General features: G+C 62.0%; 25 protein-coding genes. 11 read left to right on the plus strand and 14 right to left on the minus strand.

The genetic code is table 11. The annotated features are described in order from the left end of the window. Nucleotides 1–77 precede the first annotated feature (77 nt). The 4 genes from ABIB36_RS03905 to ABIB36_RS03920 all read right to left on the minus strand — a co-directional run bounded on the left by ABIB36_RS03905 (nucleotide 78) and on the right by ABIB36_RS03920 (nucleotide 4265). The gene (locus ABIB36_RS03905) at nucleotides 78–971 is read right to left on the minus strand and encodes an alpha/beta fold hydrolase (RefSeq protein WP_354559201.1); all 894 of its coding nucleotides are present in this window, start codon (nucleotides 969–971) and stop codon (nucleotides 78–80) included. A 191-nt stretch (nucleotides 972–1162) separates the two neighbouring features. Further along, entirely contained in the window at nucleotides 1163–3448 is a 2286-nt protein-coding gene (locus ABIB36_RS03910; protein ID WP_354559202.1) for a DUF2254 family protein, read from the minus strand. A gap of 91 nt (nucleotides 3449–3539) precedes the next feature. After that, nucleotides 3540–3986, minus strand: coding sequence for a GtrA family protein (locus tag ABIB36_RS03915; protein ID WP_354559203.1), 447 nt, complete (start codon nucleotides 3984–3986; stop codon nucleotides 3540–3542). Nucleotides 3987–4097: 111 nt separating this feature from the next. Then, nucleotides 4098–4265, minus strand: coding sequence for a hypothetical protein (locus tag ABIB36_RS03920; RefSeq protein ID WP_179142135.1), 168 nt, complete (start codon nucleotides 4263–4265; stop codon nucleotides 4098–4100). A gap of 101 nt (nucleotides 4266–4366) precedes the next feature. Here ABIB36_RS03920 and ABIB36_RS03925 point away from each other — a divergent pair, with 101 nt between their 5' ends. Continuing rightward, the gene (locus ABIB36_RS03925; RefSeq protein ID WP_354559204.1) at nucleotides 4367–5194 is read left to right on the plus strand and encodes a mycofactocin-coupled SDR family oxidoreductase; all 828 of its coding nucleotides are present in this window, start codon (nucleotides 4367–4369) and stop codon (nucleotides 5192–5194) included. 25 nt (nucleotides 5195–5219) lie between these two features. On the opposite strand, the gene ABIB36_RS03930 is transcribed toward ABIB36_RS03925, so the two are convergent. Together ABIB36_RS03930 and ABIB36_RS03935 are read right to left on the minus strand one after the other, a co-directional pair. Next, nucleotides 5220–5498 carry a hypothetical protein gene (locus ABIB36_RS03930; protein WP_354559205.1) on the minus strand — a complete coding sequence of 93 codons (279 nt, stop codon included), beginning with the start codon at nucleotides 5496–5498 and terminating at the stop codon, nucleotides 5220–5222. A gap of 54 nt (nucleotides 5499–5552) precedes the next feature. Then, on the minus strand, nucleotides 5553–6962 hold the full coding sequence (locus tag ABIB36_RS03935; protein WP_354559206.1) for a maltokinase N-terminal cap-like domain-containing protein: 1410 nt from the start codon (nucleotides 6960–6962) through the stop codon (nucleotides 5553–5555). A 227-nt stretch (nucleotides 6963–7189) separates the two neighbouring features. On the opposite strand from ABIB36_RS03935, the gene ABIB36_RS03940 reads away from it, so the two are divergent. The 3 genes from ABIB36_RS03940 (at nucleotide 7190) to ABIB36_RS03950 (ending at nucleotide 9659) form a co-directional block, all read left to right on the plus strand. Next, on the plus strand, nucleotides 7190–7972 hold the full coding sequence (locus ABIB36_RS03940) for a pirin family protein (protein WP_354559207.1): 783 nt from the start codon (nucleotides 7190–7192) through the stop codon (nucleotides 7970–7972). A 112-nt stretch (nucleotides 7973–8084) separates the two neighbouring features. Further along, complete coding sequence (locus ABIB36_RS03945) at nucleotides 8085–8669, plus strand: DUF4190 domain-containing protein (RefSeq protein ID WP_143541990.1); 585 nt, start codon at nucleotides 8085–8087, stop codon at nucleotides 8667–8669. A 66-nt stretch (nucleotides 8670–8735) separates the two neighbouring features. Continuing rightward, on the plus strand, nucleotides 8736–9659 hold the full coding sequence (locus ABIB36_RS03950) for a peptidase associated/transthyretin-like domain-containing protein (RefSeq protein WP_084345037.1): 924 nt from the start codon (nucleotides 8736–8738) through the stop codon (nucleotides 9657–9659). On the opposite strand, the gene ABIB36_RS03955 is transcribed toward ABIB36_RS03950, so the two are convergent. Continuing rightward, a complete protein-coding gene (locus tag ABIB36_RS03955; RefSeq protein ID WP_256895294.1) occupies nucleotides 9656–10753 on the minus strand; it encodes a GGDEF domain-containing protein in 1098 nt (365 codons plus the stop codon). The two genes, ABIB36_RS03950 and ABIB36_RS03955, sit on opposite strands and share 4 nt — an antisense overlap. 235 nt (nucleotides 10754–10988) lie before the next feature. Between ABIB36_RS03955 and ABIB36_RS03960 the strand changes: the two genes are divergently transcribed. Both ABIB36_RS03960 and ABIB36_RS03965 read left to right on the plus strand, forming a co-directional pair. Then, a complete protein-coding gene (locus ABIB36_RS03960; protein WP_084345059.1) occupies nucleotides 10989–12947 on the plus strand; it encodes a M13 family metallopeptidase in 1959 nt (652 codons plus the stop codon). A gap of 31 nt (nucleotides 12948–12978) precedes the next feature. Further along, a complete protein-coding gene (locus ABIB36_RS03965) occupies nucleotides 12979–14289 on the plus strand; it encodes a cytochrome P450 (RefSeq protein ID WP_354559208.1) in 1311 nt (436 codons plus the stop codon). Here ABIB36_RS03965 and ABIB36_RS03970 read toward each other — a convergent pair. From ABIB36_RS03970 to ABIB36_RS04000, 7 genes are all read right to left on the minus strand, one after another. Then, the gene (locus ABIB36_RS03970) at nucleotides 14270–15361 is read right to left on the minus strand and encodes an ABC transporter ATP-binding protein (protein ID WP_354559209.1); all 1092 of its coding nucleotides are present in this window, start codon (nucleotides 15359–15361) and stop codon (nucleotides 14270–14272) included. The genes ABIB36_RS03965 and ABIB36_RS03970 overlap by 20 nt on opposite strands. Then, the gene (locus ABIB36_RS03975; protein WP_084345033.1) at nucleotides 15361–16680 is read right to left on the minus strand and encodes an ABC transporter substrate-binding protein; all 1320 of its coding nucleotides are present in this window, start codon (nucleotides 16678–16680) and stop codon (nucleotides 15361–15363) included. The genes ABIB36_RS03970 and ABIB36_RS03975 overlap by 1 nt, the downstream gene beginning before the upstream one ends. Before the next feature lie 29 nt (nucleotides 16681–16709). After that, nucleotides 16710–17600, minus strand: coding sequence for a carbohydrate ABC transporter permease (locus tag ABIB36_RS03980; RefSeq protein WP_084345032.1), 891 nt, complete (start codon nucleotides 17598–17600; stop codon nucleotides 16710–16712). Continuing rightward, nucleotides 17597–18505 (minus strand): carbohydrate ABC transporter permease, encoded by a 909-nt coding sequence (locus ABIB36_RS03985; protein ID WP_502944872.1) that lies wholly within the window; start codon nucleotides 18503–18505, stop codon nucleotides 17597–17599. The genes ABIB36_RS03980 and ABIB36_RS03985 overlap by 4 nt, the downstream gene beginning before the upstream one ends. A gap of 97 nt (nucleotides 18506–18602) precedes the next feature. Continuing rightward, nucleotides 18603–19523: a L,D-transpeptidase gene (locus ABIB36_RS03990; protein WP_502944865.1), complete on the minus strand. Its 921-nt coding sequence runs from the start codon at nucleotides 19521–19523 to the stop codon at nucleotides 18603–18605. Between the two features lie 95 nt (nucleotides 19524–19618). Further along, nucleotides 19619–20209: an HdeD family acid-resistance protein gene (locus ABIB36_RS03995; protein ID WP_143541989.1), complete on the minus strand. Its 591-nt coding sequence runs from the start codon at nucleotides 20207–20209 to the stop codon at nucleotides 19619–19621. A gap of 52 nt (nucleotides 20210–20261) precedes the next feature. Then, complete coding sequence (locus tag ABIB36_RS04000; protein WP_354559212.1) at nucleotides 20262–20798, minus strand: DUF6764 family protein; 537 nt, start codon at nucleotides 20796–20798, stop codon at nucleotides 20262–20264. 215 nt (nucleotides 20799–21013) lie between these two features. On the opposite strand from ABIB36_RS04000, the gene ABIB36_RS04005 reads away from it, so the two are divergent. Genes ABIB36_RS04005 through ABIB36_RS04025 form a run of 5 tightly spaced genes read left to right on the plus strand, consistent with a single transcriptional unit; the run spans nucleotide 21014 to nucleotide 25329 of the window. Next, entirely contained in the window at nucleotides 21014–21745 is a 732-nt protein-coding gene (locus ABIB36_RS04005; protein ID WP_084345027.1) for a glycosyltransferase family 2 protein, read from the plus strand. Continuing rightward, nucleotides 21742–22695 carry an acyl-CoA dehydrogenase family protein gene (locus ABIB36_RS04010; RefSeq protein WP_084345026.1) on the plus strand — a complete coding sequence of 318 codons (954 nt, stop codon included), beginning with the start codon at nucleotides 21742–21744 and terminating at the stop codon, nucleotides 22693–22695. The genes ABIB36_RS04005 and ABIB36_RS04010 overlap by 4 nt, the downstream gene beginning before the upstream one ends. Then, complete coding sequence (locus ABIB36_RS04015) at nucleotides 22692–23456, plus strand: PIG-L deacetylase family protein (RefSeq protein WP_354559213.1); 765 nt, start codon at nucleotides 22692–22694, stop codon at nucleotides 23454–23456. The genes ABIB36_RS04010 and ABIB36_RS04015 overlap by 4 nt, the downstream gene beginning before the upstream one ends. Then, nucleotides 23453–24073, plus strand: a complete 621-nt coding sequence (locus ABIB36_RS04020; RefSeq protein ID WP_354559214.1) for a class I SAM-dependent methyltransferase — start codon at nucleotides 23453–23455, stop codon at nucleotides 24071–24073. The genes ABIB36_RS04015 and ABIB36_RS04020 overlap by 4 nt, the downstream gene beginning before the upstream one ends. After that, nucleotides 24070–25329 (plus strand): EAL domain-containing protein, encoded by a 1260-nt coding sequence (locus ABIB36_RS04025; RefSeq protein ID WP_354559215.1) that lies wholly within the window; start codon nucleotides 24070–24072, stop codon nucleotides 25327–25329. The genes ABIB36_RS04020 and ABIB36_RS04025 overlap by 4 nt, the downstream gene beginning before the upstream one ends. The last annotated feature ends 2 nt before the right edge of the window (nucleotides 25330–25331 follow it).

Below are 25331 nucleotides of genomic sequence, written 5' to 3' on the forward strand. Positions count from 1 at the left end.
GGTTTCCCTACCGGCGAGGACGTCCACACGAGACTCTGTTAGATGTTGCAAACACCGCTCACCACACTTGGGCGCCCTCACATGTGCTGGGCGCCGGCCACCTGTGCCCTGGAGTGGTCCCAATCTGCAAGCAAGGTGAGCAGGCCCGACACCAACGGCAACGGCTGATCCAGCATGACGTGATGTCCGGCCAGCGGGATCTCGATCACCGGAGCCGATCTGCCGAACATTTCATACATGTCCGACGCTACGTCCTGGGTGACCATGCCGCGTTCTGCGCGGAACAGCGCAGCCCGGCAACGAACCGATCGAAGCAGCTCCGGTGACGGGCGGGCGCTGCCGAACATGCTCGGATCGAACTTCCACGACCATCCGCCGTCGACCTCTCGCACCGACCCGCGGGCAACGTGGTCCATCACGTACGGCAACGAGTCTGCTTGGTCCGGAACGGTGCGGAACCGCACCAACGCTTCGTCCAAAGCGGCGTAGACCTTCAGCGGTCCGAACGCTCGTTTGTCGCGCGCTGCGGTCTGCTCGGGCGAGGGAGATCTGAGCGGGGTGTCGATCACTGCTACGCCCGCAATTCTGGCGTCGCCCTTCGCGGCGTCCATGCAGACCCAACCGCCCATACTGTGCCCGATCAACACCGGGGGGTGGATGAAGTTCGACGCTTCCGCCACCGCAAGAACTTCGGCAGACCAGTACTCGACTTTGTAATCTTCCCGCCATGCCGAGTCTCCGTGGCCGGACAGATCGAGCGCAACGACGCGATGGCCGCGGGCAAGAAACGGTGCGACGTGATCCCACCATCCCGAGTGCGCAGCACCACCGTGGACGAGAACGACGCCGGGCAGATCTTCCTCACCCCACGAGCGGACGTGAATCGAGGCGCCGAGCACCTCGATGTCGCTCTCGACCGGCTTGATCGCCACTGCATCCGAGAACCACTGCGGTGCATCGATATCCGTCATCGCGCAAGTCCGGCTTCCGGTAGGAACGTCGACGGTTCCGGGGGGCGTTGATGGAAGCGGCTACTCATTCGAGGGACTCTCCTTTTGCTGGACACACTTTCGGACTGCCGATTCGGCGCGATCCCGTCGGACGAGACCCTCGGTCTTGCACGAAAACAGCGCCGTCATCACGGACGCAAGTTTTGCATAACCTAGTTTCCGGGCTCTTCTCCCGCTGCGGATTTGTCCGTTTCGACGGTCGGCACACCCAGAACCAGCGGATGTGTCCGTCCTGCCGAACCATTTTCGGAACCGAGCCCCTGAGGATCGGCGACGGATGCCAGCGCGATATCGAGTTCACCGGTCCACTCACGCGCGATCTGAGCATCCAGGGCGTGCACACGTGCCACCAAGGGGGCATGTTGCTCGATTGGACAGTAACCGAGCAGGGTGTCCAACAACGAGCGGAGTCGACGCTGCACTTGAGTGGAGTTGGTGCTGAAGTGCCGGATCTCGTCGGTCGAGATAGCCACGTAATCAGCCCAGGTCCGAGTTGTTCCACGTATCCGTGTCGACACCGAGTCCGAAGCTTCCAGGCGAACTCTCGGCGCCAACGTCAAGAGTAGGTCTTCGAGATGGTCGATGGCCTGCACAGCCCTGCCGGGGTCGTTGATCGCGGGTGAGAGCGCTTTGAGTGCGATGTCGACGATTGCCTGCAGCCCGGCAGCCGGACTGACCGTCGGACTATGGGTATCGCCGAACACCAGGCACGCCATCAACTGGTGTGGGCGCACCCGCAACTGCGGCCCGTTCACCTCGAACAGCGCAGCGTCCTGCGCGACGAACTCGCCGACATAGGGCAGCACCTCGATAGTGACTCCCCATACCGCGGCAAGTCGCTCGATACCGGCGAGATTGACTGCCAACAGAATTCGGCCGTCGGGAGAGAGTTGCCGGAGTCGAACCGTGGTCGAGCTACCCAGCAGCTCGACCTTGTGCGGATCTCTCGACGCAGTGAGGGGCGGTGTCGTCAGAACCGGAGCAGCGGAGACGACTTCCCTCCGCCCTTGCTCCATCTCTTCCGTGAATCCCGGATAGGTTCGCACGATGGACGAGCGACTCTGTGCCGCGATCCAGCGCAGCAACCGCGAGGAATTGAGCACCATTCCCACGCGCGCTACCAGCGCGATGAAGAGAAACGCACTCACGAATGCCAACAGGATTGCAATGGACGTCGACAGCACGGGTGCTGTCGACTCGCCGGACAACGCCAGATCCGAGGCGATGATGACAGCGACGACGAACGTGGACAGGAACATCCCGATCGACCATCTCATGATGGCTTCCTGTTGCAGCATCGGCACCACACGTACCGAAATCTGCGAGGCACCGAACTGCATGGCCAGGGTGATGGCGGTGAACACCAGGCCGGTGAGCGTGATCATGCCGCCGGCGATGACGGCGAGCAACGTGGCAGTGGCTCCGATATCGAATGTCGATTCGATGCCGACCGCAGAATCGGTGTCGCCGAGTTCGCCGTCCAGGTCCACGAGGAGCGCCGCCAACACGATCGACAACGACACCAGGATCATCGGTAGCCGCCAAGTCGGTGTCCTCCGCAAGCGTCGCCGAGTGTGGTTCCACCGTATTGCCGTCAGGAGTCGATTGGGAACCTTGGCCACCGGCACTGGCTGATCCGACACAGTAACCGCGGCAGTCGGTGTGGCCATCTCGATCGGTACACCGAAGCGACCCGAGAGTGCCTCCTGAACAAAGATTTTTGCCCGGATGACCGGTTCACGGAACCGCTTCTCGCGGGTGAAGGCTTTCGCTCGTTTACCTGGCTTGTCGGCGTATCGCCACCGATCCCACGGCGACAACGGTCGGCCGAGCCGGATGGCACCGATAATGAGGAGCGGGGTGAAGAACAGGCCGACCAATCCCGTCCACAGCTTGCCCTTGAGCAGGGTGATTGCCGCGAGCCCAAGCTGAAGTGCCAACCCGAAGAGGACCAGCGCAAGCGTGATCAGTGATCGATCCTGCTGATAGACGTCGAAGTCTCCGGTGAATCCGATGGGGTGAACGCCGAGAAGATAGAGGCCGGAGATCGCGACGGCCACGAAGACCGCATCGATGGAGGACCGACCTTCCTCCGCCCAGTAGACGTCGCGAAGATGCAGTATCAGTGCGAACTCGTCGAGCATCAACGCACTTCCGATACCGAAAACGCTCGCGAGAATGCAGTTGGCAACGGGGGTCTCGTAGTTCGCGATGGCGACCAGCGCGAACCCGGAGACAAGGACCATGACCAGTCCGAACATCACATGGTGAATGTGCATGCCACCTGGGGTGACGTTGCCGGGCCACCAGGACACCTCGGCCCTGATCATCCGAACGCTGAACCGAATGAAAAGAAATGCCAGTAGGAACGATACGAGTAGAAAGAACAAGGGGAGGCGTCCGTTGTCCACGACCGTCTCGGTGAACCATGTACCCATCGCGACCTCCTCGCTCGATCGAGCGAGGTCAGCCTATCCCTGCACGGGCCGTGTGTATGTTTTATCGACGCTGGGCGGACTCACCAGGCGGTCAGAAAACCCATCCGCGAAGCGCGATGAAGCGGAGCGCCCCGGTGGCGGCGCTCACCGCGATGACGGCGACGACCTGCACGATCCACGACGAGCCGGGAAAAACAATATGGACGACGGCGAGGGCTGCGGTGCCGAGAGCCAGACCGGCGAGGGCGAGCCCACCCGCCTCCCACTGAGTCTGCAACCATCCGACACGCTGCGTCGCATGAAAGGTATGCCGCCGATGGAGTTCATTGGCAAGAACTGTGCTCGCCGCGATTCCGGCAATATTTGCGACGAAGGTACCCAGAAAGGCCAATCCGAGGAACAGTCCGATGTAGACGACGTTGCTGGACGCACCCACGAAGACGAATCTGACGAATTGTGCCGGTGCCGACTCACCCATGAAACGTGCCTTGATCTCTGTGGCACATGTTCTCGGCTGCGTGTCCAGCGTGCTGCTCACGTCATCGTCTCCAGTTTTCGGCGTCCTGGACCGAATACAGTCCTTCCGGTCCAACAGCGGGTGCACGAGATTCAAGGCCCAACTATGAGCCAAGTCACCCGCACTATCCGGCTAGGACGCGGTACCGCTCTTCTTCTTGTTGCGCGAGCGACGTTCGAGATCGAAGTTCATCAGGTCAGGCTTGATCGATGCCACGAACAACATGACACAACCGAAGACCACGAGAACGATCGTCAGAACGACAACGACGATTCCTATGAACGCACCGATACTTTCCATAACTGCCCTACCTCCCGTGTTGACCCTTACCGTACTGGGCTCACTCGGCGTCGGTCGAATCCACCCCGTAGCGAGTACCAGAAGTTGTACTGTCCGAAGCCATGATCACATCGACCGAACATCAACCACGACGCTTCGAGGGAAAGGTTGCCTTCATCACCGGCGCTGCCCGCGGCCAAGGAAGGGCCGAAGCGATAAGGCTCGCTTCGGAAGGCGCCGACATTATTGCGGTCGACATCTGTGGTGAGTTCGAGTCGACATTCTACGACGGGTCCACCGCGGAGAACCTGCAGGAAACGGTCGCTGCGGTCGAAGCGCTCGATCGCCGGATCGTCGCCGCCCAGGCCGACACCCGAGACTTCGCGGCCTTGTCGGCCGCTTTGAACGACGGGGTCGCCCAGCTCGGCAGGCTCGATGTCGTCATCGCCAATGCCGGAATCTGCGCAGCGGGGATGTCGTGGGAAATCACCCCCCAGCAGTGGAAAGAGACGATCGACGTCAATCTCACCGGCACCTTCTTCACGGCGAAGGCTGCGATTCCGATCTTGCTCGATCAGGGCACAGGCGGATCGATCGTCATGACCAGTTCGGTGGCAGGGCTGAAGGGCCTGCCGTTTCTGGCGCATTACACAGCGAGCAAGCACGGCGTCGTCGGGTTGTGTCGGACGATGGCCAACGAGCTCGGACAGTTCAATATCCGTGTCAACACGATTCATCCGCACGGCGTCGCGACCGGAATGCAACCCGGCGACATGATGGCGCTGATCGAGAAGTACCCCTCACTCGGACCAATTTTCATGGGTTCGTTGCCCGACCCGATCAGCGAGCCAGAGGACATCGCGGCCGCCGTTGCATGGCTCGCCTCCGACGAGGCTCGGCACGTCACCGGCATTCAGTTGCCCTTGGATCTCGGAGTGCTCACTCGCTGACGCGGGCCGGCGACCTCGAAATCCACTACAGATAGGTGGTGGAGGGAACCTCACGCGCCCGTTTGACCCGAGTGTCCGGATCCGGCACTGTCGACCACAGTCGCCGTGTGGTCGACGCGAACATGGACAGAATCGGGTCGACACGATGGCGCAGAGCTTCGGGAGATACAGCCACCATTACGAACGGGAGCGCCCGAGGGACGCTCGGTGCATAGTGTGCGGGGCGGGCGAAGACGCACACGACAAGCGAATCGAGACGACGGACCGAGTGGTCGAGGTCGAGGTTGGCAAAGTCGCAGACCACGCGATCGAGGCTGATTTGTCGGACTCGATTCGATAGCGGTCGAGAAGAAAGCGGTCAAGAACCAGCACGAGCCGGGGCATAGCGTCTGATCGCACGCATCGGCAGTTCCAGCCAGGCGGGCCGATTACGGGCTTCGTACACAGCCTCGTAGACGGCTTTGTCCAGCTCGTATGCGCTGAGCAACGCTGATTCTTCTCGCGGGTCGGACCCGGTGACCGACGCATACCCGTCGCAGAACGATGCCGAGTTTCTTCTCGCCCACTCCGAGGCCCTCGCATAGGTTGCCTCGGTCACGTCGGGATCGTCCAGCAACAGATGATGAGCCGCATAGTCGAACGATCTCAACATTCCGGCGACATCGCGAAGCGCACTGTCTCGCTGTCTACGCTCCTCCAGTGGCTTTGCCGGCTCACCCTCGAAGTCGATGAGCAACCAACCGGCCGAGGTGCGTAGGACTTGGCCGAGATGCAGGTCGCCGTGGATACGCTGCACTGTCACCGTGCCCGCTGCCTCGGCGCCCGCGATGAGCTCACGAGCAGCTGGAAGATGATCGGCCAGCCCCGGAATCACTTCCGCCGCAGCTTCGACTCGCGCGAGGATCTCCTCGACGGCCGTCGACGAGCCCGCGCGCTCGGCCGTACCCAACTCCCTCGCCAGATCCGCATGCACGTGGGCGACTGCAGCACCCAGGTCGTATGCCTCGCCGGAGAAATCGGAATCCAGCTCAGCTGGCTGTCGGTCGCTCGCCAGCAGGTCGCGGACACTTGCCAAAGCGGTGGTCCAGCCCTCTGCAGCGTCGGCCACGAAGTCCTGCGCCATACCGAGCATCGAGAGTTCACCATCCGCCTCGGTCTCGATCCAGGCCCGCAGCGGAGCGACGAATCGGCATCCCGTGGCCGCCAACGCGCGATGAAGTTCGATGTCCGGATTGATACCCGGGGAGATCTGCCGAAACAGCTTGAGCAGCAGCACTTCACCTAGCACCACCGAAGTATTCGACTGTTCCGCGCCCAACACCCGACCGAGCATCCCGGTCTCGACCGAGTCACCCGGCACGTTTCGGAACTCCAGGGAGCCGATCGGCTGGGCCGCCGACAACGCGTCGGAATACAGCTCAATGATCTCCGGATCACGCAAACCGTCGTACACGAATTCACCCTCGCGCACCGGCAACTGCCAGGGGGCCAGATACTCCAGTACAGCGCTCTCGACCACAGTGCGGCGAAAGCCGAGCGGTACCTGGTAGCGCTGGACGCGGCCCCCTTCGGTCACGTGCGCATCCAGTCCGACGTCGACCAGGACGTGCTCTGCCTCCACCCCTGGACGCGAACCCAGAGGAACCCGCGAGATGACGACGAGGGAGACGATCCGAGAACCCTTCGCGGCGAACCAGCGTTGCTGCGGAAGCCACGCCCGAAGTGCAGTTTCCAACTCTTCCGTGCTGATGTGCGTCGAATCGGTCATAGATGAGTTCACTGGCCTCCGCATTCGCTCGGTCTACTTTCACACTCTAACGATGGATCCGCCGATATGCGCGAGCTGAGCCGAGCGCAGAGCGGTCGAATCTTTCGAATACGGCTACCCGATCCCCCTGATCTCACACACCTGATGCACTGGATCGTTTTTCTTTCGTCGCGCGAAAGTTATCCGAGCCTGGCGACTATCGATCGTTCGACTCGTAGAGTGGGCCCATGTCCGCTCCACATCCTGCAAGCTTCGCCCCCATTCCCCACATCGACGTCCATCGCGCCGGTGATCGCGCGAAAACCCGTGTGGCGTGGCTGAATTCGAAGCATTCCTTCTCCTTCGGGCAGCACTACGACCCGGACAATACCCATCACGGATTACTGCTCGTCAACAACGACGACACCGTCTCTGCTGGAGAAGGATTCGAAACCCACCCACATCGCGACATGGAAATCGTGACGTGGGTGGTGCAAGGTTCGCTCGTACATCAGGATTCGATCGGCCACTCCGGAGTCATCTATCCCGGCCTCGCACAACGAATGAGCGCAGGCAAAGGGATCATGCATTCGGAAAAGAACGACTCCTGGCGGCTTACGGGCGAACAGCACCACGAGCCCGTTCGATTCGTTCAGATGTGGGTTATGCCGGACACCCCTGGCATCACACCCGGATACGAACAACTCGAGATCGACGACGAATTACTGCGCGGCGGACTGATTCCCGTGGCATCCGGCATGAAGACGCATCACGGGCAGTCCGCGATCGGCATATCCCAGAAGTCGGCTGCCATGCACGCAGCACGGTTACAGCCCGGACGGCCGATCACGATCCCCGACGCGCCGTTTCTTCATGTTTTCGTCGTCGCCGGGACAGTCCAGATGGAAGGCGTCGGCGAATTGTACGAGGGAGACGCCGTACGGCTGAGTTCCTCTGGTGGACAACGGATCGAGGCAACCGCACCTGCCGAGATACTGGTGTGGGAGATGCACAAACGCCTGGGTGGATGAGCAACACCGTCGATGACAGGTTGATTACGGCATCCGAATAGTCGAATGCCTGGCCAGGCAAGGCGCTTAGACTCTCCAGCACTCACGCTCGTACGCATCGGAGGTCTCCGCCGTGTCAGACCAACCGCCACCCGAGAACCCACCCCCACCCCAGGATCCGCCCCCGGGTGGCTATCCCCCACCAGGTAACTACCCACCGAGTAATTACCCACCACAGGGTAATTACCCACCACAGGGCGGCTATCCACCAGGCAATTACCCACCACAGGGCGGCTATCCACCACAAGGCGGCTACCCACAGCCTTCGCCTCCGCCGCCGCAGAATACCGCCGGCATCGTGGCGGTCGTGCTCGCGATCCTCGGCATCGTGCTCTGCTGGACGATCCTAGGTGGCATCATCTTCGGATTGCTGGCTGTGGTTATCGGATTCATCGGTCGTTCGAAATCCAGAAAGGGCACCGCAACCAACGGGGCCATCTCCCTCGTCTCGATAATTCTGGGTCTGGTCGCCGTTGCGCTTTCGATCGTGCTGCTCGTCGTCGGTATCGGACTGTTCAACCGCAGCGGAGGCAAAGACTTCGCCGACTGCATCAGCCATGCGGGCAACAACCAGCGTGAGCAGCAGCGATGCGCAGACAAGTGGCAGCAGAACATCGAGGACAGGTTCGACGTCACCATCCCCAACGAACCCAACTGATCACTTCCAGCCGATTCCCAGCGAGGACTCAGGGTTCCTGGAGATCCGCACCCCAGGATAGTGTCCATGAACAAGGACATCGAACGCAGCCGCGCCCGCGTCAGCCGTCGTCGCGCATTGGCACTCGGCGGCGGAGTGAGCCTCGCCGGACTCGTCGCCGCGTGTACCGCCAACCCCGATACGACGGCCGCGAGCGCCACGACGAGCGCCGGAGCACAATCCACCAACACCGCCGATCCCATTCTGGCGTTGCTGAACCAGTCACCGTCATGCCCCATGACCACCGAGGAAACCCAGGGGCCGTACTGGTTCGACGTCGATTCCATCCGCAGCGACATTCGTGAGGACCGTCCAGGCACAACCTTCGAACTGGCGCTCCGGGTGCAGGATCTCGACAATTGCTCGGCGGCCGGCACTGCGAACGTCGTCGCGAACGCCGTTGTGGAAATCTGGCATTGCGATGCCGGCGGCGTCTACTCCGGCTTCGAATCCGGCTCGACGGCGGCTGACATCGGCGGCAGCGATGCACCCCCGGAAGCCGATATGAGGCGACCCCCTGAGGGCGGCGGTATGGGCGGACCTCCACCGGCGGGCGGGATGGGCGCCTCGGGTGCGACGTCGGATGGTTCGTACAGCGTCGGCGACTCCGAGTCCGCTACCACCGACGACAGCACCTATCTACGCGGCGCTCAGACCACCGACGCCGATGGAATCGCCAAATTCACCACGATCTTCCCAGGATGGTACGTAGGTCGCACGACACACATCCACGTCAAGGTGCACGTCGACAAGTCCACCGTCCTCACTACGCAGTTGTTTTTCGACGACGCCACCAAAGCCGAGATCTACGCGGGCACGCCGTACTCCGACCATGCCGGCTGGCAGAACAATGTGCAGAATTCGAGCGATTCGATCTACGACGTCAGTGGCGTCGTCACCACGGCAAAGAACGGCGATGGATACATCGGCGCCGTCAACCTGGGCGTCTAGTCACCCGTGCGGCTCGCGCGCACCGGTGGATACGCAGCAACCGGATCAGCGACGACGACTTGGTTGCCTCCGAGGCGTTTGGCCTCGTACATTGCCCCGTCCGCTTGCCGAAGCAGATCCGTCACGGTGCACACTCCATCGCCGTCGACGGAAGCAGAGTGTGCGACGCCGACGCTGACCGTCAGTGGGCAGATGTCCTGCCTCGAGTGCAAGCGAGTGCGCACCCATTCGGCGACCGAGATTGCTTGTTCGGCGGACACCGTCGTCACCACCGCGAACTCCTCGCCGCCGGTCCTCGCAACGAGCACTTCGTCGATGCGGAGTCTGCGCGCGATCAGGGTGAGCGCCAGGTCTCCACCTTCGTGTCCGAAGCGATCGTTGATCGATTTGAATCGGTCGACGTCGATGACCAAGACCGAGACCTCACTCCGACCTCGGAGAAAAAACGGTATCGCCTCGTCGAGCCCTCGTCTGTTGTGCAGGCCGGTCAACGGGTCGAGCATTGCGTCATCTGCGTCGACCCGCAGGTTCAGCAGTATCGACTGGAGAAATACGGGAGTGGTGAACATGACGGGCAGCAGCATGATCAGGTGCGACCATGCAAGGCCGTGATCGAGATTCGGTGACGCCAGGATGAGTACGAACATCCCTGCCACCGTTACTGCAGACCAGAGCAGGTGCGCCAGGAGCAGCTTCGGGCTGTGAAATACCTGTACGTACAACCCTGTCGCGGCGAGAAGCACACATACCGGGAACGACATCTGAATCGACCCGTAGGACAGCAGGGCCACGGTAGTGCCGAGATCGGCGTAGATGACGAACAGCGTGCTTGCCCGCTCGCTGGGCCACGGGCCGCGCATCCACAGCGCACCGACCGCGAACGACGAGATGGCAGCAGAGACGAGGACGATCCTGCCTACCGTCGAACTCGGCGGAGACGCCGTCAGAAAACTTGTGAGCCCAGCGAGCCCGAAGAAGATGCAGTTGAAACCGACTCCGATGCGGTATGCCTTCAAGACACCTCGCGCCTCGAAATACTTTTTCATCCGCATGTAATTGCATGGCTGAGCCCACCATCTGCGCAGAAATGTCACGGTGCTGTGCCTTCCACGCCGTTGCCCACCTCATAATCCCCCGGCACTTGACGAATACAAGTACGTTCCGCGATCAGACTTCGCGGTAGTTTTCGATATCGTACCCATTCCCGCTGGTCTCGACGGGCTTTCGCACACGTCGTCTTCGGTCTCGCAGATGCCGGAACGCATCGGACACCATGAGCAGGTTCTCGAGTATCAGCCGATCGCTCGTAAGAGTGTAAAGATGGATCACATGACTGCTGTTGTTAATTCCGGAATCGACCTCAGCTACGCAGACCCTGACACGCGCCCGCAGGACGACCTGTTCGTGCATGTCAACGGCAAGTGGCTCGACGACTACGCCATCCCGGCCGACCGTGCGGTCGACGGCGCATTCAGAACTCTTTACGACAGGGCCGAAGAAGACGTGCGGGCGATCATTCAGGAGTCCGCGGCCTCGAATTCCCCCGTAGGCACCGACGCACAAAAGATCGGTGACCTCTACTCGAGCTTCCTCGATGCCGATGCCGTCGAAGTAGCCGGACTCACCCCGATCTCCGACGAACTCGCTGCCGTCGCCGACGCGACCGACCTCGTGACACTGGCCGGCGTGCTCGGCGGTCTACAACGGACCGGCATCGGCGGGGCCATCGGCCACTACGTCGACACCGACGCCAAGGACTCCTCGCGCTACCTCGTGCACTTCTCCCAGTCGGGGATCGGCCTGCCGGACGAGTCGTACTACCGCGAGGACAACTACGCCGAGATTCGCAGCGCGTACGTGGCGCACATCTCGAAGATGTTCGCTCTCGCCGGGGTCGACTACGACGCCCAGCGCGTCTTCGATCTCGAGAAGAAGCTCGCCGCAGGACACTGGGACGTCGTCGCGCGTCGTGACGCCGAGAAGAGCTACAACCTCGTCGACTTCGACACCCTCGTTCGAAACGACTCCGGATTCGATTGGACCGCATGGATTTCCGGCCTCGGTGGCACCACCGAGCAGTTCGCTGAAATCGTCGTTCGCCAACCGCCGTTCGTGTCCACCTTCGCCGCACTGTGGGTCTCGGCAGACATCGAAGACTGGAAGGCATGGTTGACCTGGCGCATCATCCACGGTCGAGCGAATCTCCTGTCCGCAGCTCTGGTCGAGGAGAACTTCGCTTTCTACGGAAAGACTCTCAGCGGCACCGAGGAGAACCGCGAGCGATGGAAGCGTGGAGTGTCACTCGTGCAGGATCTGCTCGGTGAATCCGTCGGAAAGCTGTACGTCGATCGTCATTTTCCGGCCGACGCCAAAGAACGCATGCAGGTTCTCGTGAAGAATCTGCAGGAAGCGTACCGACGCAACATCTCCGACCTCGAATGGATGAGCCCGCAGACTCGGGCGAAAGCACTGGAGAAGCTAGAGAAGTTCACCCCGAAAATCGGCTACCCCGATCGCTGGCGGGACTACTCGGCCGTTTCCATCGATGCAGCTGACCTCGTCGGAAACTACCGCCGCGGACATGTCGCGGAGTATCAGCGCGAACTCGACAAACTCGGTGGGCCCGTGGACCGCGACGAGTGGTTCATGACCCCACAGACGGTGAACGCGTACTACAACCCCGGAATGAACGAAATCGTCTTTCCTGCAGCGATTCTGCAACCACCGTTCTTCGATGCGGCGGCAGACGACGCGGCCAACTACGGCGGCATCGGTGCCGTCATCGGCCATGAAATCGGCCACGGGTTCGACGACCAGGGCGCCAAGTACGACGGCGACGGGAACATGGTCGACTGGTGGACCGACAACGACCGAACCGAATTCGGCAAGCGCACTGCCGCATTGATCGAGCAGTACAACCAGTTCGAGCCCAAGGCGCTACCCGGTCATCACGTCAACGGTGAATTCACCATCGGTGAGAACATCGGCGATCTCGGTGGGCTGTCCATCGCCATAGCCGCGTACAAGATCGCGCTCGGTGGGGAGAAAGCGCCCGAACTCGACGGCCTGACCGGCCTACAGCGGGTCTTCTTCGGCTGGTCGCAGGTGTGGCGGACCAAGGCGCGCGACGAAGAAGCTCTTCGCCGACTCGCGGTCGACCCGCACTCACCACCGGAATTTCGCTGCAACGGCGTCGTGCGCAATCTCGACAGTTTTCACCAAGCCTTCGATGTACAGCCTGGAGATGCGTTGTACTTGGACCCGGAAGAGCGCGTCAAGATCTGGTAGGACGCGGTCGCGTAGGAGGGGAGCAAGAAAGATGAAAGCTCGAATCAGGTGGCTCGCCGCACATGGGGTCGTGCGCTACGGCGCCAAGAAAGCAGCGCAAGCCGGCGACCCGCAGGCCATGCTCGTGGCAGATCCCGCTACACGGGAGAATCCGCGAGAGGTGTTCGAGCGCATTCGCGCGTCGGGACCGTTGGTGAAGACCAGGATTTCGACTATCTCGGTCAGCCATCGCGTCGTGTTCGACCTCCTGCGCTCCGACGACTTCCGCGTCAGCGAACTCGGGGCCAACCTCCCGAGGACGCTGCGCTTCATCGAAAAGCACACGCGCTCGAGTGCACTGCACCCGCTCAAGCCGCCTTCACTTCTCTCCGTCGAGCCTCCGGAGCACACGCGCTACCGCAAGCTGGTCTCCTCGGTCTTCACTCCGCGCGCGGTGGCGAAGATGCGCGAGATGGTGCAGGAGACCGCGGACCGACTACTCGACGACCTCACGGCAGGCGGCGTCGAAGTAGACATCGTCGACAAGTACTGCGCTCAGCTTCCTGTCGCGGTGATCAGCAGTATTCTCGGCGTGCCGGACAGCGATCGGGCGCGGGTCCTCGAGTTCGGTGAGATGGCTGCACCGAGCCTGGACATCGGCTTGTCGTGGAAACAGTTCAACCAGGTCGAGAAAGGGCTCGAAGGTTTCGATGCCTGGCTGGGCGATCATCTCGCCGAGCTGCGCAAAAACCCAGGCAACGACTTGATGAGTCAGCTCATCGCGGCCACCGAGGACGGCGTCGGGCTGAACGACGAAGAGCTCCGCTCGACCGCCGGGCTGGTACTGGCAGCAGGATTCGAGACGACGGTCAATCTGCTCGGCAGCGGAATCCGACTACTTCTCGACCACCCCGACCAGCTCAAGGTACTGACCCGCGACCCCTCGCACTGGCCCAACGCCGTCGACGAAATGTTGCGCCTGGAATCACCGGTCCAGCTCACGGGTCGTCTCGCCCGTCACGACGTCGTCGTGGAGGGCATCGGAATACCCAAGGGCGGGCTGGTGGTCCTCGTGTTGGCCGGTGCCAATCGCGATCCGGACGTCTTCGACGACCCGTATCGGTTCGACGTCACCCGCGCGAACGCGAACAAACATCTTTCGTTCTCCGGTGGGCGTCACTACTGTCTCGGTGCATCATTGGCGAAGGCCGAGTCCGAAGTCGGCCTGAAAACGCTCTTCGACAGATTCCCCCACCTGCGATCGGCAGGTGAGGGAGTCCGGCGAGAAACCCGAGTCCTGCACGGCTGGGCCTCGCTGCCCGTAGAGCTCGGGCAACCTGCGTCTACAGGCGCGAGCCGGTAGTAGCGCAGAAGAAAAACACCTCGTCGAGGTTCGGAACGAGGCGCACCGTCTGGCCGAGACGGACGTCCAGCTTCCGATCGACCCGAACAGCGAACCGGCCGGACTGGGTGCTCCAGTTCGCGCCGGGCTCGGGAGCTGCGTACAGGTATGATTCGGCGCCGAGTTCCTCGATCAGCTCGACTGTCGACGCCACCGCGCCTCCATGCTTGCCCACGAGCCGCCACGATTCCGGCCGAATTCCCAGCACCACTCGCCCCGCGGTGTCACGGAGAACAGCGCCACGGGGAAGAGGAATGCGAAGATCCCCGATCACCGCCGCACCCTCGACTACGACAGCCTCGACGAGATTCATTCCAGGAGAACCGATGAACCCTGCCACGAAGGTGTTCACCGGATTGTCGTACAGCTCCCTGGGTGGAGCGATCTGCTGCAGTTTCCCATCGAGCAGGACCGCAACTCGATCACCCATCGTCATGGCCTCGACCTGGTCGTGAGTGACGTAGACCGTCGTCGTACCGAGTCGCTTCTGCAGCCCCGCGATTTGCGCCCTGGTGCTGACGCGAAGCTTGGCGTCGAGATTGGACAGTGGTTCGTCCATGCAGAACACCGTGGGTTGACGAACGATTGCCCGCCCCATGGCAACTCGCTGACGTTGACCACCGGACAACTTGCCCGGCTTACGGTCGAGCAACGCTTCGAGTTCGAGCATCTTCGCAGCCTCATGGACGCGCACCGCGGTGTCTGCCTTGCTCATTCCCGCGTTCCGCAGCGCAAAACCCATATTGTCGGCGACGGTCATGTTGGGGTACAGCGCGTAGTTCTGAAACACCATGGCGACGTCCCTGGCCCGTGGTGCGAGCCCGGTGACGTCGATCCCACCGATGTCGATTCGGCCGCTTTCCACCGATTCGAGGCCGGCGAGCATCCGCAGCGACGTCGACTTACCGCATCCCGACGGCCCGACCAGCACGATGAATTCACCATCGGCGATATCGAGATCGAGGCTGTCGACTGCCAGCGACTCCGCACCAGGGTATCGGTGCGAGACGCCGGAGTACTGGACCGCTGCCATTACGCGGGAAGATTCGGGGTGATCTGGCGGTCGATGATCTGCTGGAGCTGATCGGCAACGCTCGCGAATGTGGTTGCTACATCGGCATTCTGCAGCGCGATCTGTTCGAGACCGGTACCGATGATCTTGTCACCACCGGGGACGAAGACGCGGGCGTAGTCCTGGCTGCGAGTGAACGCGAGCTGGTCGACGGCCGTCCTCGCATTCGGATTGGCTTCGAGGAACGCGATCTCACTCGGATCCTGTTGGGCCGACTTGCGAACCGGCATGTAACCGGTGTTCTGTGAAAAGTACGCCGTGTTGGCGCCGTTGGTCACGAAGTCGATGAACTTCAGCGCATTGACCTTTCGTTCCTCGGAGATCTTCGACGGGATGGCGAGTCCGGCTCCACCCGTCGGGCATCCCGGCTTCCCGTCCGACGACGGCAGGAAGGCCGTGCCGAACTCGAAGGTTGCGTTCTGGTCGATGCTGGACAGGTCACCGGTCGAGGCGATCGTCGAGGCGATGATACCTGCGCCGAAGTCGTTGGCGATATCGTTGGACACCCCGGCGTACTTCTTGGTGTGAATCGAATCCTTGAGGAATTGTCCTGCGGCAATGGTCTTCTCGTCGCCGAACTTCAGATCGAAGCCCTCGGAGTAGCTGCCACCGAACGTCCAGATCGGCCCCTCGTACGTCCAGCCGAGGTAGTCCACCGCGTTACCCCAGCCGTGGGCCAGCTTGCCGTTGCCGACGACGGCTTGGATACGTGGGCCCCATTCGTCGAATTCGGCCCACGTCGCGGGTCCGCGATCGGGCAATCCTGCCTGTGACCAGACGGCCTTGTTGTAGTAGAACAGTGGGGTCGACCGCGCGTACGGCAGCGCCCAGTGGTTGCCGTTCCAGTTGTAATCGGCGAGAAGCGAATCCACGTAGTCGGCGGAGTCGACCCCTGCTGCAGAGAAATGCTTGTCGAGCGGTTCGATCGCGCCGGTGAGCGCGTAGTTGAACCACCAGACATCGGACAGTACGACGACGTCGGGCACGTCGTTGCCGGACAGTGCCGCGTTGAACTTCTGCGACACCTCCTCGTAGTTCTTGCCACCGTCGATCAGGTTGACGGTCAAGCCCGGGTTCTCGGCTTGAAAGCGCGAGATGAGTTCCTTCTCGAAGTCCTGCGATTTTCCAGGATGGTTGGACCAGAAGTTGATCGTGTTCGCGTCACCGGTTGCTGCGTCGCCCGACGAGCTCGTACCCGGGCTGCTGCATGCTGCGAGCGCGACACCTGCGGCCAATGTTCCAGTGAGAGTGAGAAAACCGCGCCGATTGAGGTTCGCCATGATGTTGTGCTCCTGTCGATGAAGATGAATCAGCCTTTGACCGCACCGGAGGTGAGGCCTTTGATCATGTGGCGCTGGAGGGCTAGGAAGACGATGAGAATGGGAAGGATGGTGAGGATCGTGGCAGCCATGACCGCGCCCCAGTTGGTGTAACCCTCGCTGTTCTGCAGCAGTGTCAATCCGACCGGCAGCGGCGCGACGGAGGAGTCGTCGGACATCAGGAACGGCCACAGGTATTCGTTCCACTCGGTGACGATCGTGATGATGGCGAAAGCGACCATGGTCGGTCCGGACAGTGGCAGAACGACACGCAGCAGCAGCCTGATCGGTCCCGCTCCGTCCATTCGTGCCGCCTCGATGATCTCGGCTGGAAGCGACAGAAAGTGATTACGCATCAGGAACGTTCCGAAAGCCACGCCTGCCAGCGGCAGAATGATTCCCTGAAAAGAGTTGCGCCATCCCAGATCGGAGATCAGCGAATAGTTCGAGATGACCGTGATCTGATTGGGCACCATCAGCGCAGCGATGATGACCAGGAACACGAAGTTCTTGCCCGGGAATCTGAGGAAGACCAGTCCGTACGCGCTCAGCACACCGAGAACGAATTTGATCGACGACGTCGCGACCGTGATGATCAAAGAGTTCTTCAGATAGGTGAAGAACGGCACTTCGGTCACTGCCTCGGCGTAGTTCTGCGGACGAAATACACCCGGCCACCACGTCACCGGTTGGACGTAGATCTCGCCCCTCTCCTTGAACGAGGTGATGAGAATCCAGAACAGTGGTAGCCCGATCATGATGAGTACCAACACCATTGCGATGTAGCCGAAGACAGTGGACAGGTGCCGGTTCCGTTGCACGTCGGGGGCTCGGACGGGCGAGACCGTCTCGGTGGCGATGCGCGGCGCGGTGAGTGTCATCGCTGATCGTCTCGATCCATGATTCGAACCTGCAGGAGGGTGATGATCAACAGGACGAGAAACATGATCGTCGCCACCGTTGCGCCGTATCCGGCGCGGAAGTTGCGGAAAGTCTCTTCGTAGACCTGGAACACCATCGTCGTCGTGCCGTTGCCGAGCGGCCCTCCGCGCGTCATCACGTTGATGATGTCGAAGACCTGCAACGAGTTGAGCAGGACTGTGATCGAAAGAAAGAAGGTCGTCGGACGCAGTTGTGGGAGAAGAACTTTACGGAAAGTGGTCCACCTACCGGCGCGGTCGATCTCCGCCGCCTCCATGAGTTCCTTGCGGACGCCCTGCAGCGCAGCGAGGTAGATGACGAAGGCGTAACCGAGGTTCTTCCACAGATATGTCACCGTCACCATGAACAACGCCCAGTGCGGGTCCTGATAGAAGTCCGGAGAAGTCAGGCCCACTCGGTGCAGAAGGTCCTGCACCAGACCGAAGTTCGGGTCGAACACGAACTGGAAGGCAATTCCGATCGCAGCACCGGAAATGACGAACGGTGCGAAGATCGCGGACCGAACGAAGTTGCGGCCACGGAGCGCTCGATCGAGCAGCATCGCCAGTGCCAGACCGAGCACCAGGCTGCCGACCACTGCCGCAATGGTGAACACCACGGTGTTACCGACGATGGTCCAGGTGTCGTCACGGGAGAACCATTCGCGATAGTTCTCCAAGCCGATGAACTTCGACGTCGGCGAAGAAAGGTTCCAGTCGTAGAAAGAGAATTGGAAGTTCTCGAGCAAAGGTCGGTAGGTGAACACGACCAGCAGAACGAGATTGGGCCCCAACAGGATCAGGAACAGTGCGTAGTCGCTCCACGGCCGGCCGAAGAATGATCTCCGGCCTGCCGCGGGCAGCACTCGTTCGGTCGTTGTACTCACAAACGGGGACTCTGCTCACCCGCAACGAATGAAAGGTGAACTACTTTCGAACTAACAAGAACATCGAAACCAAGAACTAGCGGTTCCAGTCACCCAAGCCGTCGGAGCCACTCAAAGTGCCACCGCCACTGTTGACGACGACGACGGGATCACCCTTCTGCGAGTTCTCGAAGAACCATCGTCCATCCTCGGTGCTGACGTTCAAGCAGCCGTGGCTGACATCCTCGTAACCCTGCGAGTCGACCGACCACGGAGCGGCATGGACGAAGATGCCACTGTAGGAGATGCGCGTCGCGTACTCGACGTAGGTGCGGTACCCCTCGGGCGAATCGACCGGTACGCCGTAGGTGGACGAATCCATGTACATGTCGCGGAACTTCTCGCCGACGAGGTAGGTGCCGTTGGGCGTCTCGTGCCCAGCCTTGCCCATCGATGTCGGCATCGTCTTCACGACCTCACCGTTGCGCGTGATCGTCATGGTGTGGGTCGCGTCGTCCGCGGTGGTGATGACGGAGTCTCCGGTAGAGAAGTCGGTGCGCGAACCTGCTGCTTCGACGGTGACCTGAGTGTGTGCCGGATAGAACTCGTTGGGCAGCCACCGGACCTGGCTGTCGTTGATCCAGTAGAAGTGGCCGTCGACTGCAGGTGAGGTCGTGATGTGAATTGCACGTTCGGCCGCACCGCGATCGCCGATCGCCTCGTTGAAGCGGATGGCAATCGGCTGCGCGACACCGACTACCTCACCGCCGGACGGACTGATGGACGGATCGGAAAAGTTCGCAGGTGCCAGGCGCGGGATCTGCGGCTGGGGTAGCACCGGCGCGGCCGGGTCCGACGAGCCCGGGAACGAAGGGAGGGTGGGCGCCTCGGGACCGCCGGGCCACAGAGGAGCGGCCTGAGCCGGCGCGATCAGCGCACTCATACCCACTGCAGCCGTCACGGTCGCCAGAGACAGCCGGACGGCCAATCGGCGCGATGCCCTAGATGCGAATGCCATAACTTTTCGGTCCATCCTTAGTCTTCCCCGAGCGTGCAGTTCAAAAGCCATTAACACATACCCGGCCGACATTGTGCGAATCGAAATCGAACGTTTCAGATCATTCCGGCTTTCTTTGCCATCGATCGCAACTGAAATGCCGAAACGACGAATGCGATGCCGAAGAGCAACGCAAACACACCAACCAGCCAAACGATGCCGAGGATGCCGCTACCAGGGAAGAACACCAGAATGAGACCGAAGAGGAGTTCGAGAACACCCGCGATCATGAGCCCTACCCAATGCGTTGCGCCGTCGAGTCGCCGTAGTCGCAGAGATCCTGCGATTTCCAGGATTCCCCCCAAAATCGCCCAGATTCCTATGACGAAGACGACAGCGAGTGCCGTTATGTTCGGCCATACGAACGCGACAATTCCGGCACCGAGCGAGACGAATCCACCGAGCATCCACCACACCCAACCCGATTCGACCTTCCTCGCCCGAGCTGCCCGAACGATGGCCGAGACCCCGTCGACGATCGCGTAGGCACCGAAAATGACTACCAGAGCCCACACCGTGACATCCGGCCAGGCCAGAGCAACGATTCCGAAGACGATGGCCACTATCCCGCGTATCAGAACGGCCCACCAGAGGTCCTTGCCGATCCGGAGAAATACCTCTTCGTTGGTGCTGAACTGTGTCGACATTGCCATCCCCCTCATATGTTGTCGAAGAAAAACTTGTGATCGTAAGAAGCACTCACCGAGGTGAGACGACGCCAGACCTCCAGGTGGTGGCGCCGTCGGACAGGCAACTCTGTCCGGTGGTGAGATTCAGTGCGAGACCTGCTCCTGCGTCACACCGCACGCCTTCCGACGCAGTCCCCACGAACGTCTGGCCGGGGGCCAGCGAAAGAGCTACCGCGACTGCGCCGGGATCGGGCGAGACGATCGACACCGCATTGTGGCCGAACGCGAGTGCGCCGACCTGGCCTGACGCTGTTTCGGCAGCGGCGACGGCACCGCCCTGGGCAAGACCGACCGCGCTGCCACCGACCTCGGCGCGCGCGAACGCGACTGCATCGAGTGCATGAGCGAATGCGTTGCTCGTGGCGTCGGTCCGCACGCCGCACGCACTCGTCCCATCGACGAGCACATTTTCCACCGGGGGCTGCCCACCGCAGGACAACTCGGCGCCGTGCGCCGTTCCGGCAGTCAGCAACGCCACCGGCACCCCTATCAACACCGGGCCTGCCACCAGCGCCACCTTCCGCACCACTCCACGTTGAAAGAACACCGCCACACCTTTCCTCGTGAGCCGCCGACCCGTGTTTGGATTGTGCCACTAACGGGCACTCCCAGGCGGGTCTATCGGACCTATCAGCATTCCGTCGAGCCACCGGCGGCAGATTATGTCGAGTCGGATGCGCGGACGCCGAATACACCGGACAGCCCAGGTCCGGACGCTTCGATGTCCCAGCCTCGCGATCGACGACCGCGAAGGATGCACACGTGAAAAACTGTTCGGCTCGTATTCGACAGATCGTCGTCGTTGTGCCGGTTCACAACGAGGAGGATCTACTGCAGCAGGCCTTGACTTCCCTCGCCCGCTCCCGCGCGTACGTCGAAGATGTGGAAGTACGCACCATCGTGGTACTCGACGCGTGCTCCGACAGCTCCCCGACGATCGCTGCGGAGTGGGCAGCACATACCGATGAGAGCTCGGTGATATCGGTGGACTTCCGCAATGTCGGGTCCTCTCGCGCGGCAGGCTTTCGAGCCGCCGAGGAACGCTCTTCCGGGCTGAGCGGGACGAATCTGCACGAAACCTGGTACGCGACGACCGACGCCGACAGTGAGGTCCGTCCCGACTGGTTGGCCTCGCACCTACGGCATGCGCGGCGTGGTGCCCAGGCCGTCGCGGGCACGGTGCGCGTCGAACTCGATTCCGCCAGTTCCGGCCTCGAACGTGCCTACCGATCCGGGTACCGCAACCACGTCGGGCACCGGCACGTGCACGGGGCAAATCTTGCCCTCCGCGCGGACGTCTATCGGGCCGTCGGCGGGTTCGGGTCGTTGCCGACCGGAGAGGACGTGGATCTGATTCGTCGGGTGGAGAGCAGTTCGATCCCGGTGCTGTACGCATGCGACTCGCCGGTGTCGACGTCGAATCGCCGGGACGGCCGGGCACCCGATGGATTCGCCGGGCACCTCCGCACCCTCGAAGCGGCGTTGACGCAATGACGATCGACATCACTCCGAGACTGCGCAAGTGGGTTGTCGAGGAGGCCGCCGACCTGCCGCTGCCCGGCGCAGGCAACACCGATGCGCGGTGGCAAGCCCTGGCGATGCTGAGCAGAGAGAACACCGTGCTCGGACGCCTCGCCGAGGGGCACGCAGATGCCATCGCCATCCTTGCCGAACTCGACGGCCCGAAACCCAGGCGCGGGCAGATCTGGGGAGTCTGGGCAGCCGAGCCGCCCACCCCGGTACTCCAGGCCGTTCAGGACCAGGGTGGTTGGAAGCTCACCGGAGTGAAGCCGTGGTGCTCGGGTGCGCACATCTGTACCGATGCCCTGGTGACAGCGAAGGTCGGCGACCGGTCGCAGATGTTCGCAGTGGATCTGACGCAGAACTGGTGCGCCCCGATCCCACATACATGGCATGCCGTCGGAATGGCAGGAAGCGACTCTGGATCCGTGCGGTTCGACGGCGCCTCGGCGATACCTGTCGGCGAAGCCGGCGCCTACATCGAACGGCCGGGTTTCTGGCACGGTGCCATCGGCGTCGCATCGTGCTGGTTCGGTAGTGCATGCGCGGTGGCCGACACCCTGCATGCGGCCGCTCGCACCGGTGGTGATGCTCACAAGAACGCGCATCTGGGCGCGGTTGCGGCCGCATTGGGTGCCGCTTCGAGTGCGTTGACGACCGCTGCTGCCGAAATAGATTCCGACCCAATGGATTCCGATGGGCAAGGACGAATTCGGGCCCGGGTAGTACGGGCCATCGTCGAGAGCGCCGCCAGCGAATGCATCGATCGAGTCGGCCGAGCACTGGGGGCGGGCCCCCTGTGCGCCGACGCGGTACACGCCCAGCGGGTCGCGGATCTGAGCGTGTATCTGCGGCAGAGCCACGCCGAGCGCGATCTGGCAGCATTGGGTGAAGACATTGCGAAGGAGGACTATCCGTGGTGAGCGGCCGAGAAGACATCACCCACTCGTTCGACACAGACTCCGACTCGGGAACTCCCGAGTCGGAGTGGCGAGCATGGGATCGCACCTTCCCCCCACTCGATCTCACGCGGTGCAGCAAGTTGGTCGTCGTCGCACCGCACCCCGACGACGAGGTGCTCGGCGTCGGCGGGCTGATGTCCATGGCTGCCGCCGCCGGAATCGAAATAAGTGTAATTGCGGTCACCGATGGTGGCGCCTCACATCCCGGTTCGCCGACGCTCTCGCCCGCTGACCTCGTGTCCGAGCGCCCCCGCGAGTCGGAGCGAGCCGTGGCACGACTGGGGGTGCGCAACGCTCCGACGCGTCTGGGGTTCGAGGACGGCGCTGTTGCCGAGCACGAGGACGAACTCGCGCATGTATTGACCGATTCGTTGCACGGCGGCCCAGGAACCTGGTGCCTGACGCCATGGCGCGGAGACGGCCATCCCGACCACGAGGCCACCGCACGCGCCTGCATCACTGCCGCGTCACGCACCGGTATCGCCATTCTCGAGTACCCGATCTGGATGTGGCACTGGGCTTGCCCTGATCATCCGGACGTACCGTGGAGCCGGGCATTCGAGGTCGATCTCGACGCAAATGCGCGAGAGGCCAAAGAGGCTGCGGTACAAGAGTTTCGGACGCAAATTTCACCACTGTCGGAGCATCCGGACGACCGGGCGGTGCTACCTCCCTTCGCACTGGAACGCCTGCTGCGACCCCGCGAGGTGATCTTCGGATGACACTGCACGGCGACTACTTCGATGCCGTGTACGCCGAGGGCGCGGACCCGTTCAGGTTGCGTGCCAACTGGTACGAGGAGAGAAAGTACTCGATCACTGTCGCCTCCCTCCCTCGGCCGCACTACCGTCGCGGCCTCGAACCAGGTTGCTCGGTCGGGGTTCTGACCGAGAAGCTGAGCACGCGGTGCGAAACGCTCATATCGACCGACATCGTCGATTCCGCGCTGGATACCGCCCGCGCCGCCGTCGACAATGCGACAGTGGACTTCGTGAAGTGGTCATTGACCGACGACTGGAGTGCTGTGGCCGGTGAGGAGCCGTTCGACTTGATCGTGCTCAGCGAGGTGGGGTACTACCTCGACGAGCCCGACCTTCGGGTAGCAGTCGATGCTGCCACTGCGCATCTCGAACCCGGTGGCACTCTTCTTGCAGTGCACTGGCGTCATCACGTGACGGACTACCCTCTGACGGGAGATCGCGTTCACGCGGTGATCGGTGAGAACGCCGAGCTCGAACGGCTAGGGGGATACATGGACGAGGACTTCGTGTTGGACGTCTTCATCAACTCACGCGGCGACGCGACGCAGTCGGTCGCACGACGTGAGGGCTTGGTATGAACGGAGACACCTCGACCAGGAATTTCGATGGCGGGGGCCTCGAATCGATTCTCGGGCCGGGCAGCCTTCACATCGACTTCGTGCCACTCGTCGACCTGTTGACTTCCGAGGTCATCGGGCACGAAGCCATCGTCGGTGGCCCCGAAGGCTCCGCATTCGGTGATCCGGCTGCACTCGCCTCTGCCGCCCGGGCGATGAACATGACGGTCGATCTGGACCTGGTTCGATGGGAAGGCGCCGTCGGACGGATCGCAGACTCCGATTCCTTGAAAGCCGTACCACTGTTCATCGCCATCGATCCCGACTCGCTTGCGCACCTCCCCGATCGTGCCCAGGCAGGTTCGGGTACCGCCGTTCTCCAACTCGACGAGACCTCACTCATCCGCCGGCCGGCACAGCTCCTACGCGCCGTCGCAGACGTACGACGCCTCGGCTGGGCCATCGCCGTCGATCACGTCGGCGTCCGGCCGGAGTCCCTGGCTCTGCTGCCCCTCCTCGAACCCGATGTAGTCAAGTTGGACCGCTCCCTGATCACCCGAAAACCGAGTCTGTTCACCGCCCGCGTCGTCAATGCCGTCGCGGCGTACACCGAACGAACCGGCGCCATCGTCATGGCCGAGGGCATCGACAACGAGGAAGCAGTGCACATCGCACTCGCACTGGGTGCACGCGTCGGGCAGGGCCGGTATTTCACCGAGCAGAATCGGTCGCCGGTAGAGCCGTCGGAAAAGCTGTCTCCGTTGAGCTTTCGCACTTCACCGGAACGCGGATCGATGCCACGGGCCTCCCCGTATGAACTTGCCGCAGCGGGTAGGGACAGCAAGCCGTCGACCAAACGTTTGCTCGTCGAGATGAGCAAAGGGCTCGAATCCATTGCGAGCCAATCCCTGCAGACCGCGGTGATCCTCGGCTCGTTCGAAAAGCGTGAACACTTCACCTCACTCACCGCGCGGCGGTGGGAGGTGATGGCAACTCAGGCAGCACTGGTCGGCGCGCTCGCCCAAGGTATGGGCTCCGAACCGGCACCGAAGGTACGCGGAGCCGATCTGGAGCCAGGCGATCCGGTGTGCGAGGAGTGGGTCGTGGTGGTTCTGTCACCACATTTCTCGGCGATCCTTGCCGCGAAAGATCTCGGCGACACCGGCGCGGACATGGAACGCAAGTTTTCCTACGTACTCAGTCACGACCCGCAATTGACCGTCGACTGTGCACGGAGCCTGCTTTCACGCCTACCCGTGGAACGAACCGGGCTCTGACA

Source organism: Rhodococcus sp. UYP9, assembly GCF_040547235.1.
In the GTDB taxonomy this organism is placed as follows: domain Bacteria; phylum Actinomycetota; class Actinomycetes; order Mycobacteriales; family Mycobacteriaceae; genus Rhodococcoides.

What these genes read in the sequence shown, in the direction of transcription:
- ABIB36_RS04010 (WP_084345026.1), top strand. Translation starts at nt 21,742, where the DNA reads ATGACGATCGACATCACTCCGAGACTGCGCAAGTGGGTTGTCGAGGAG.
- ABIB36_RS03910 (WP_354559202.1), bottom strand. Translation starts at nt 3,448, where the DNA reads ATGGGTACATGGTTCACCGAGACGGTCGTGGACAACGGACGCCTCCCC.
- ABIB36_RS03925 (WP_354559204.1), top strand. Translation starts at nt 4,367, where the DNA reads ATGATCACATCGACCGAACATCAACCACGACGCTTCGAGGGAAAGGTT.
- ABIB36_RS03940 (WP_354559207.1), top strand. Translation starts at nt 7,190, where the DNA reads ATGTCCGCTCCACATCCTGCAAGCTTCGCCCCCATTCCCCACATCGAC.
- ABIB36_RS03920 (WP_179142135.1), bottom strand. Translation starts at nt 4,265, where the DNA reads ATGGAAAGTATCGGTGCGTTCATAGGAATCGTCGTTGTCGTTCTGACG.
- ABIB36_RS03975 (WP_084345033.1), bottom strand. Translation starts at nt 16,680, where the DNA reads ATGGCGAACCTCAATCGGCGCGGTTTTCTCACTCTCACTGGAACATTG.
- ABIB36_RS04025 (WP_354559215.1), top strand. Translation starts at nt 24,070, where the DNA reads ATGAACGGAGACACCTCGACCAGGAATTTCGATGGCGGGGGCCTCGAA.
- ABIB36_RS04020 (WP_354559214.1), top strand. Translation starts at nt 23,453, where the DNA reads ATGACACTGCACGGCGACTACTTCGATGCCGTGTACGCCGAGGGCGCG.
- ABIB36_RS03990 (WP_502944865.1), bottom strand. Translation starts at nt 19,523, where the DNA reads ATGGCATTCGCATCTAGGGCATCGCGCCGATTGGCCGTCCGGCTGTCT.
- ABIB36_RS03950 (WP_084345037.1), top strand. Translation starts at nt 8,736, where the DNA reads ATGAACAAGGACATCGAACGCAGCCGCGCCCGCGTCAGCCGTCGTCGC.
- ABIB36_RS03935 (WP_354559206.1), bottom strand. Translation starts at nt 6,962, where the DNA reads ATGACCGATTCGACGCACATCAGCACGGAAGAGTTGGAAACTGCACTT.
- ABIB36_RS03970 (WP_354559209.1), bottom strand. Translation starts at nt 15,361, where the DNA reads ATGGCAGCGGTCCAGTACTCCGGCGTCTCGCACCGATACCCTGGTGCG.
- ABIB36_RS03905 (WP_354559201.1), bottom strand. Translation starts at nt 971, where the DNA reads ATGACGGATATCGATGCACCGCAGTGGTTCTCGGATGCAGTGGCGATC.
- ABIB36_RS03965 (WP_354559208.1), top strand. Translation starts at nt 12,979, where the DNA reads ATGAAAGCTCGAATCAGGTGGCTCGCCGCACATGGGGTCGTGCGCTAC.
- ABIB36_RS03980 (WP_084345032.1), bottom strand. Translation starts at nt 17,600, where the DNA reads ATGACACTCACCGCGCCGCGCATCGCCACCGAGACGGTCTCGCCCGTC.
- ABIB36_RS03960 (WP_084345059.1), top strand. Translation starts at nt 10,989, where the DNA reads ATGACTGCTGTTGTTAATTCCGGAATCGACCTCAGCTACGCAGACCCT.
- ABIB36_RS03995 (WP_143541989.1), bottom strand. Translation starts at nt 20,209, where the DNA reads ATGTCGACACAGTTCAGCACCAACGAAGAGGTATTTCTCCGGATCGGC.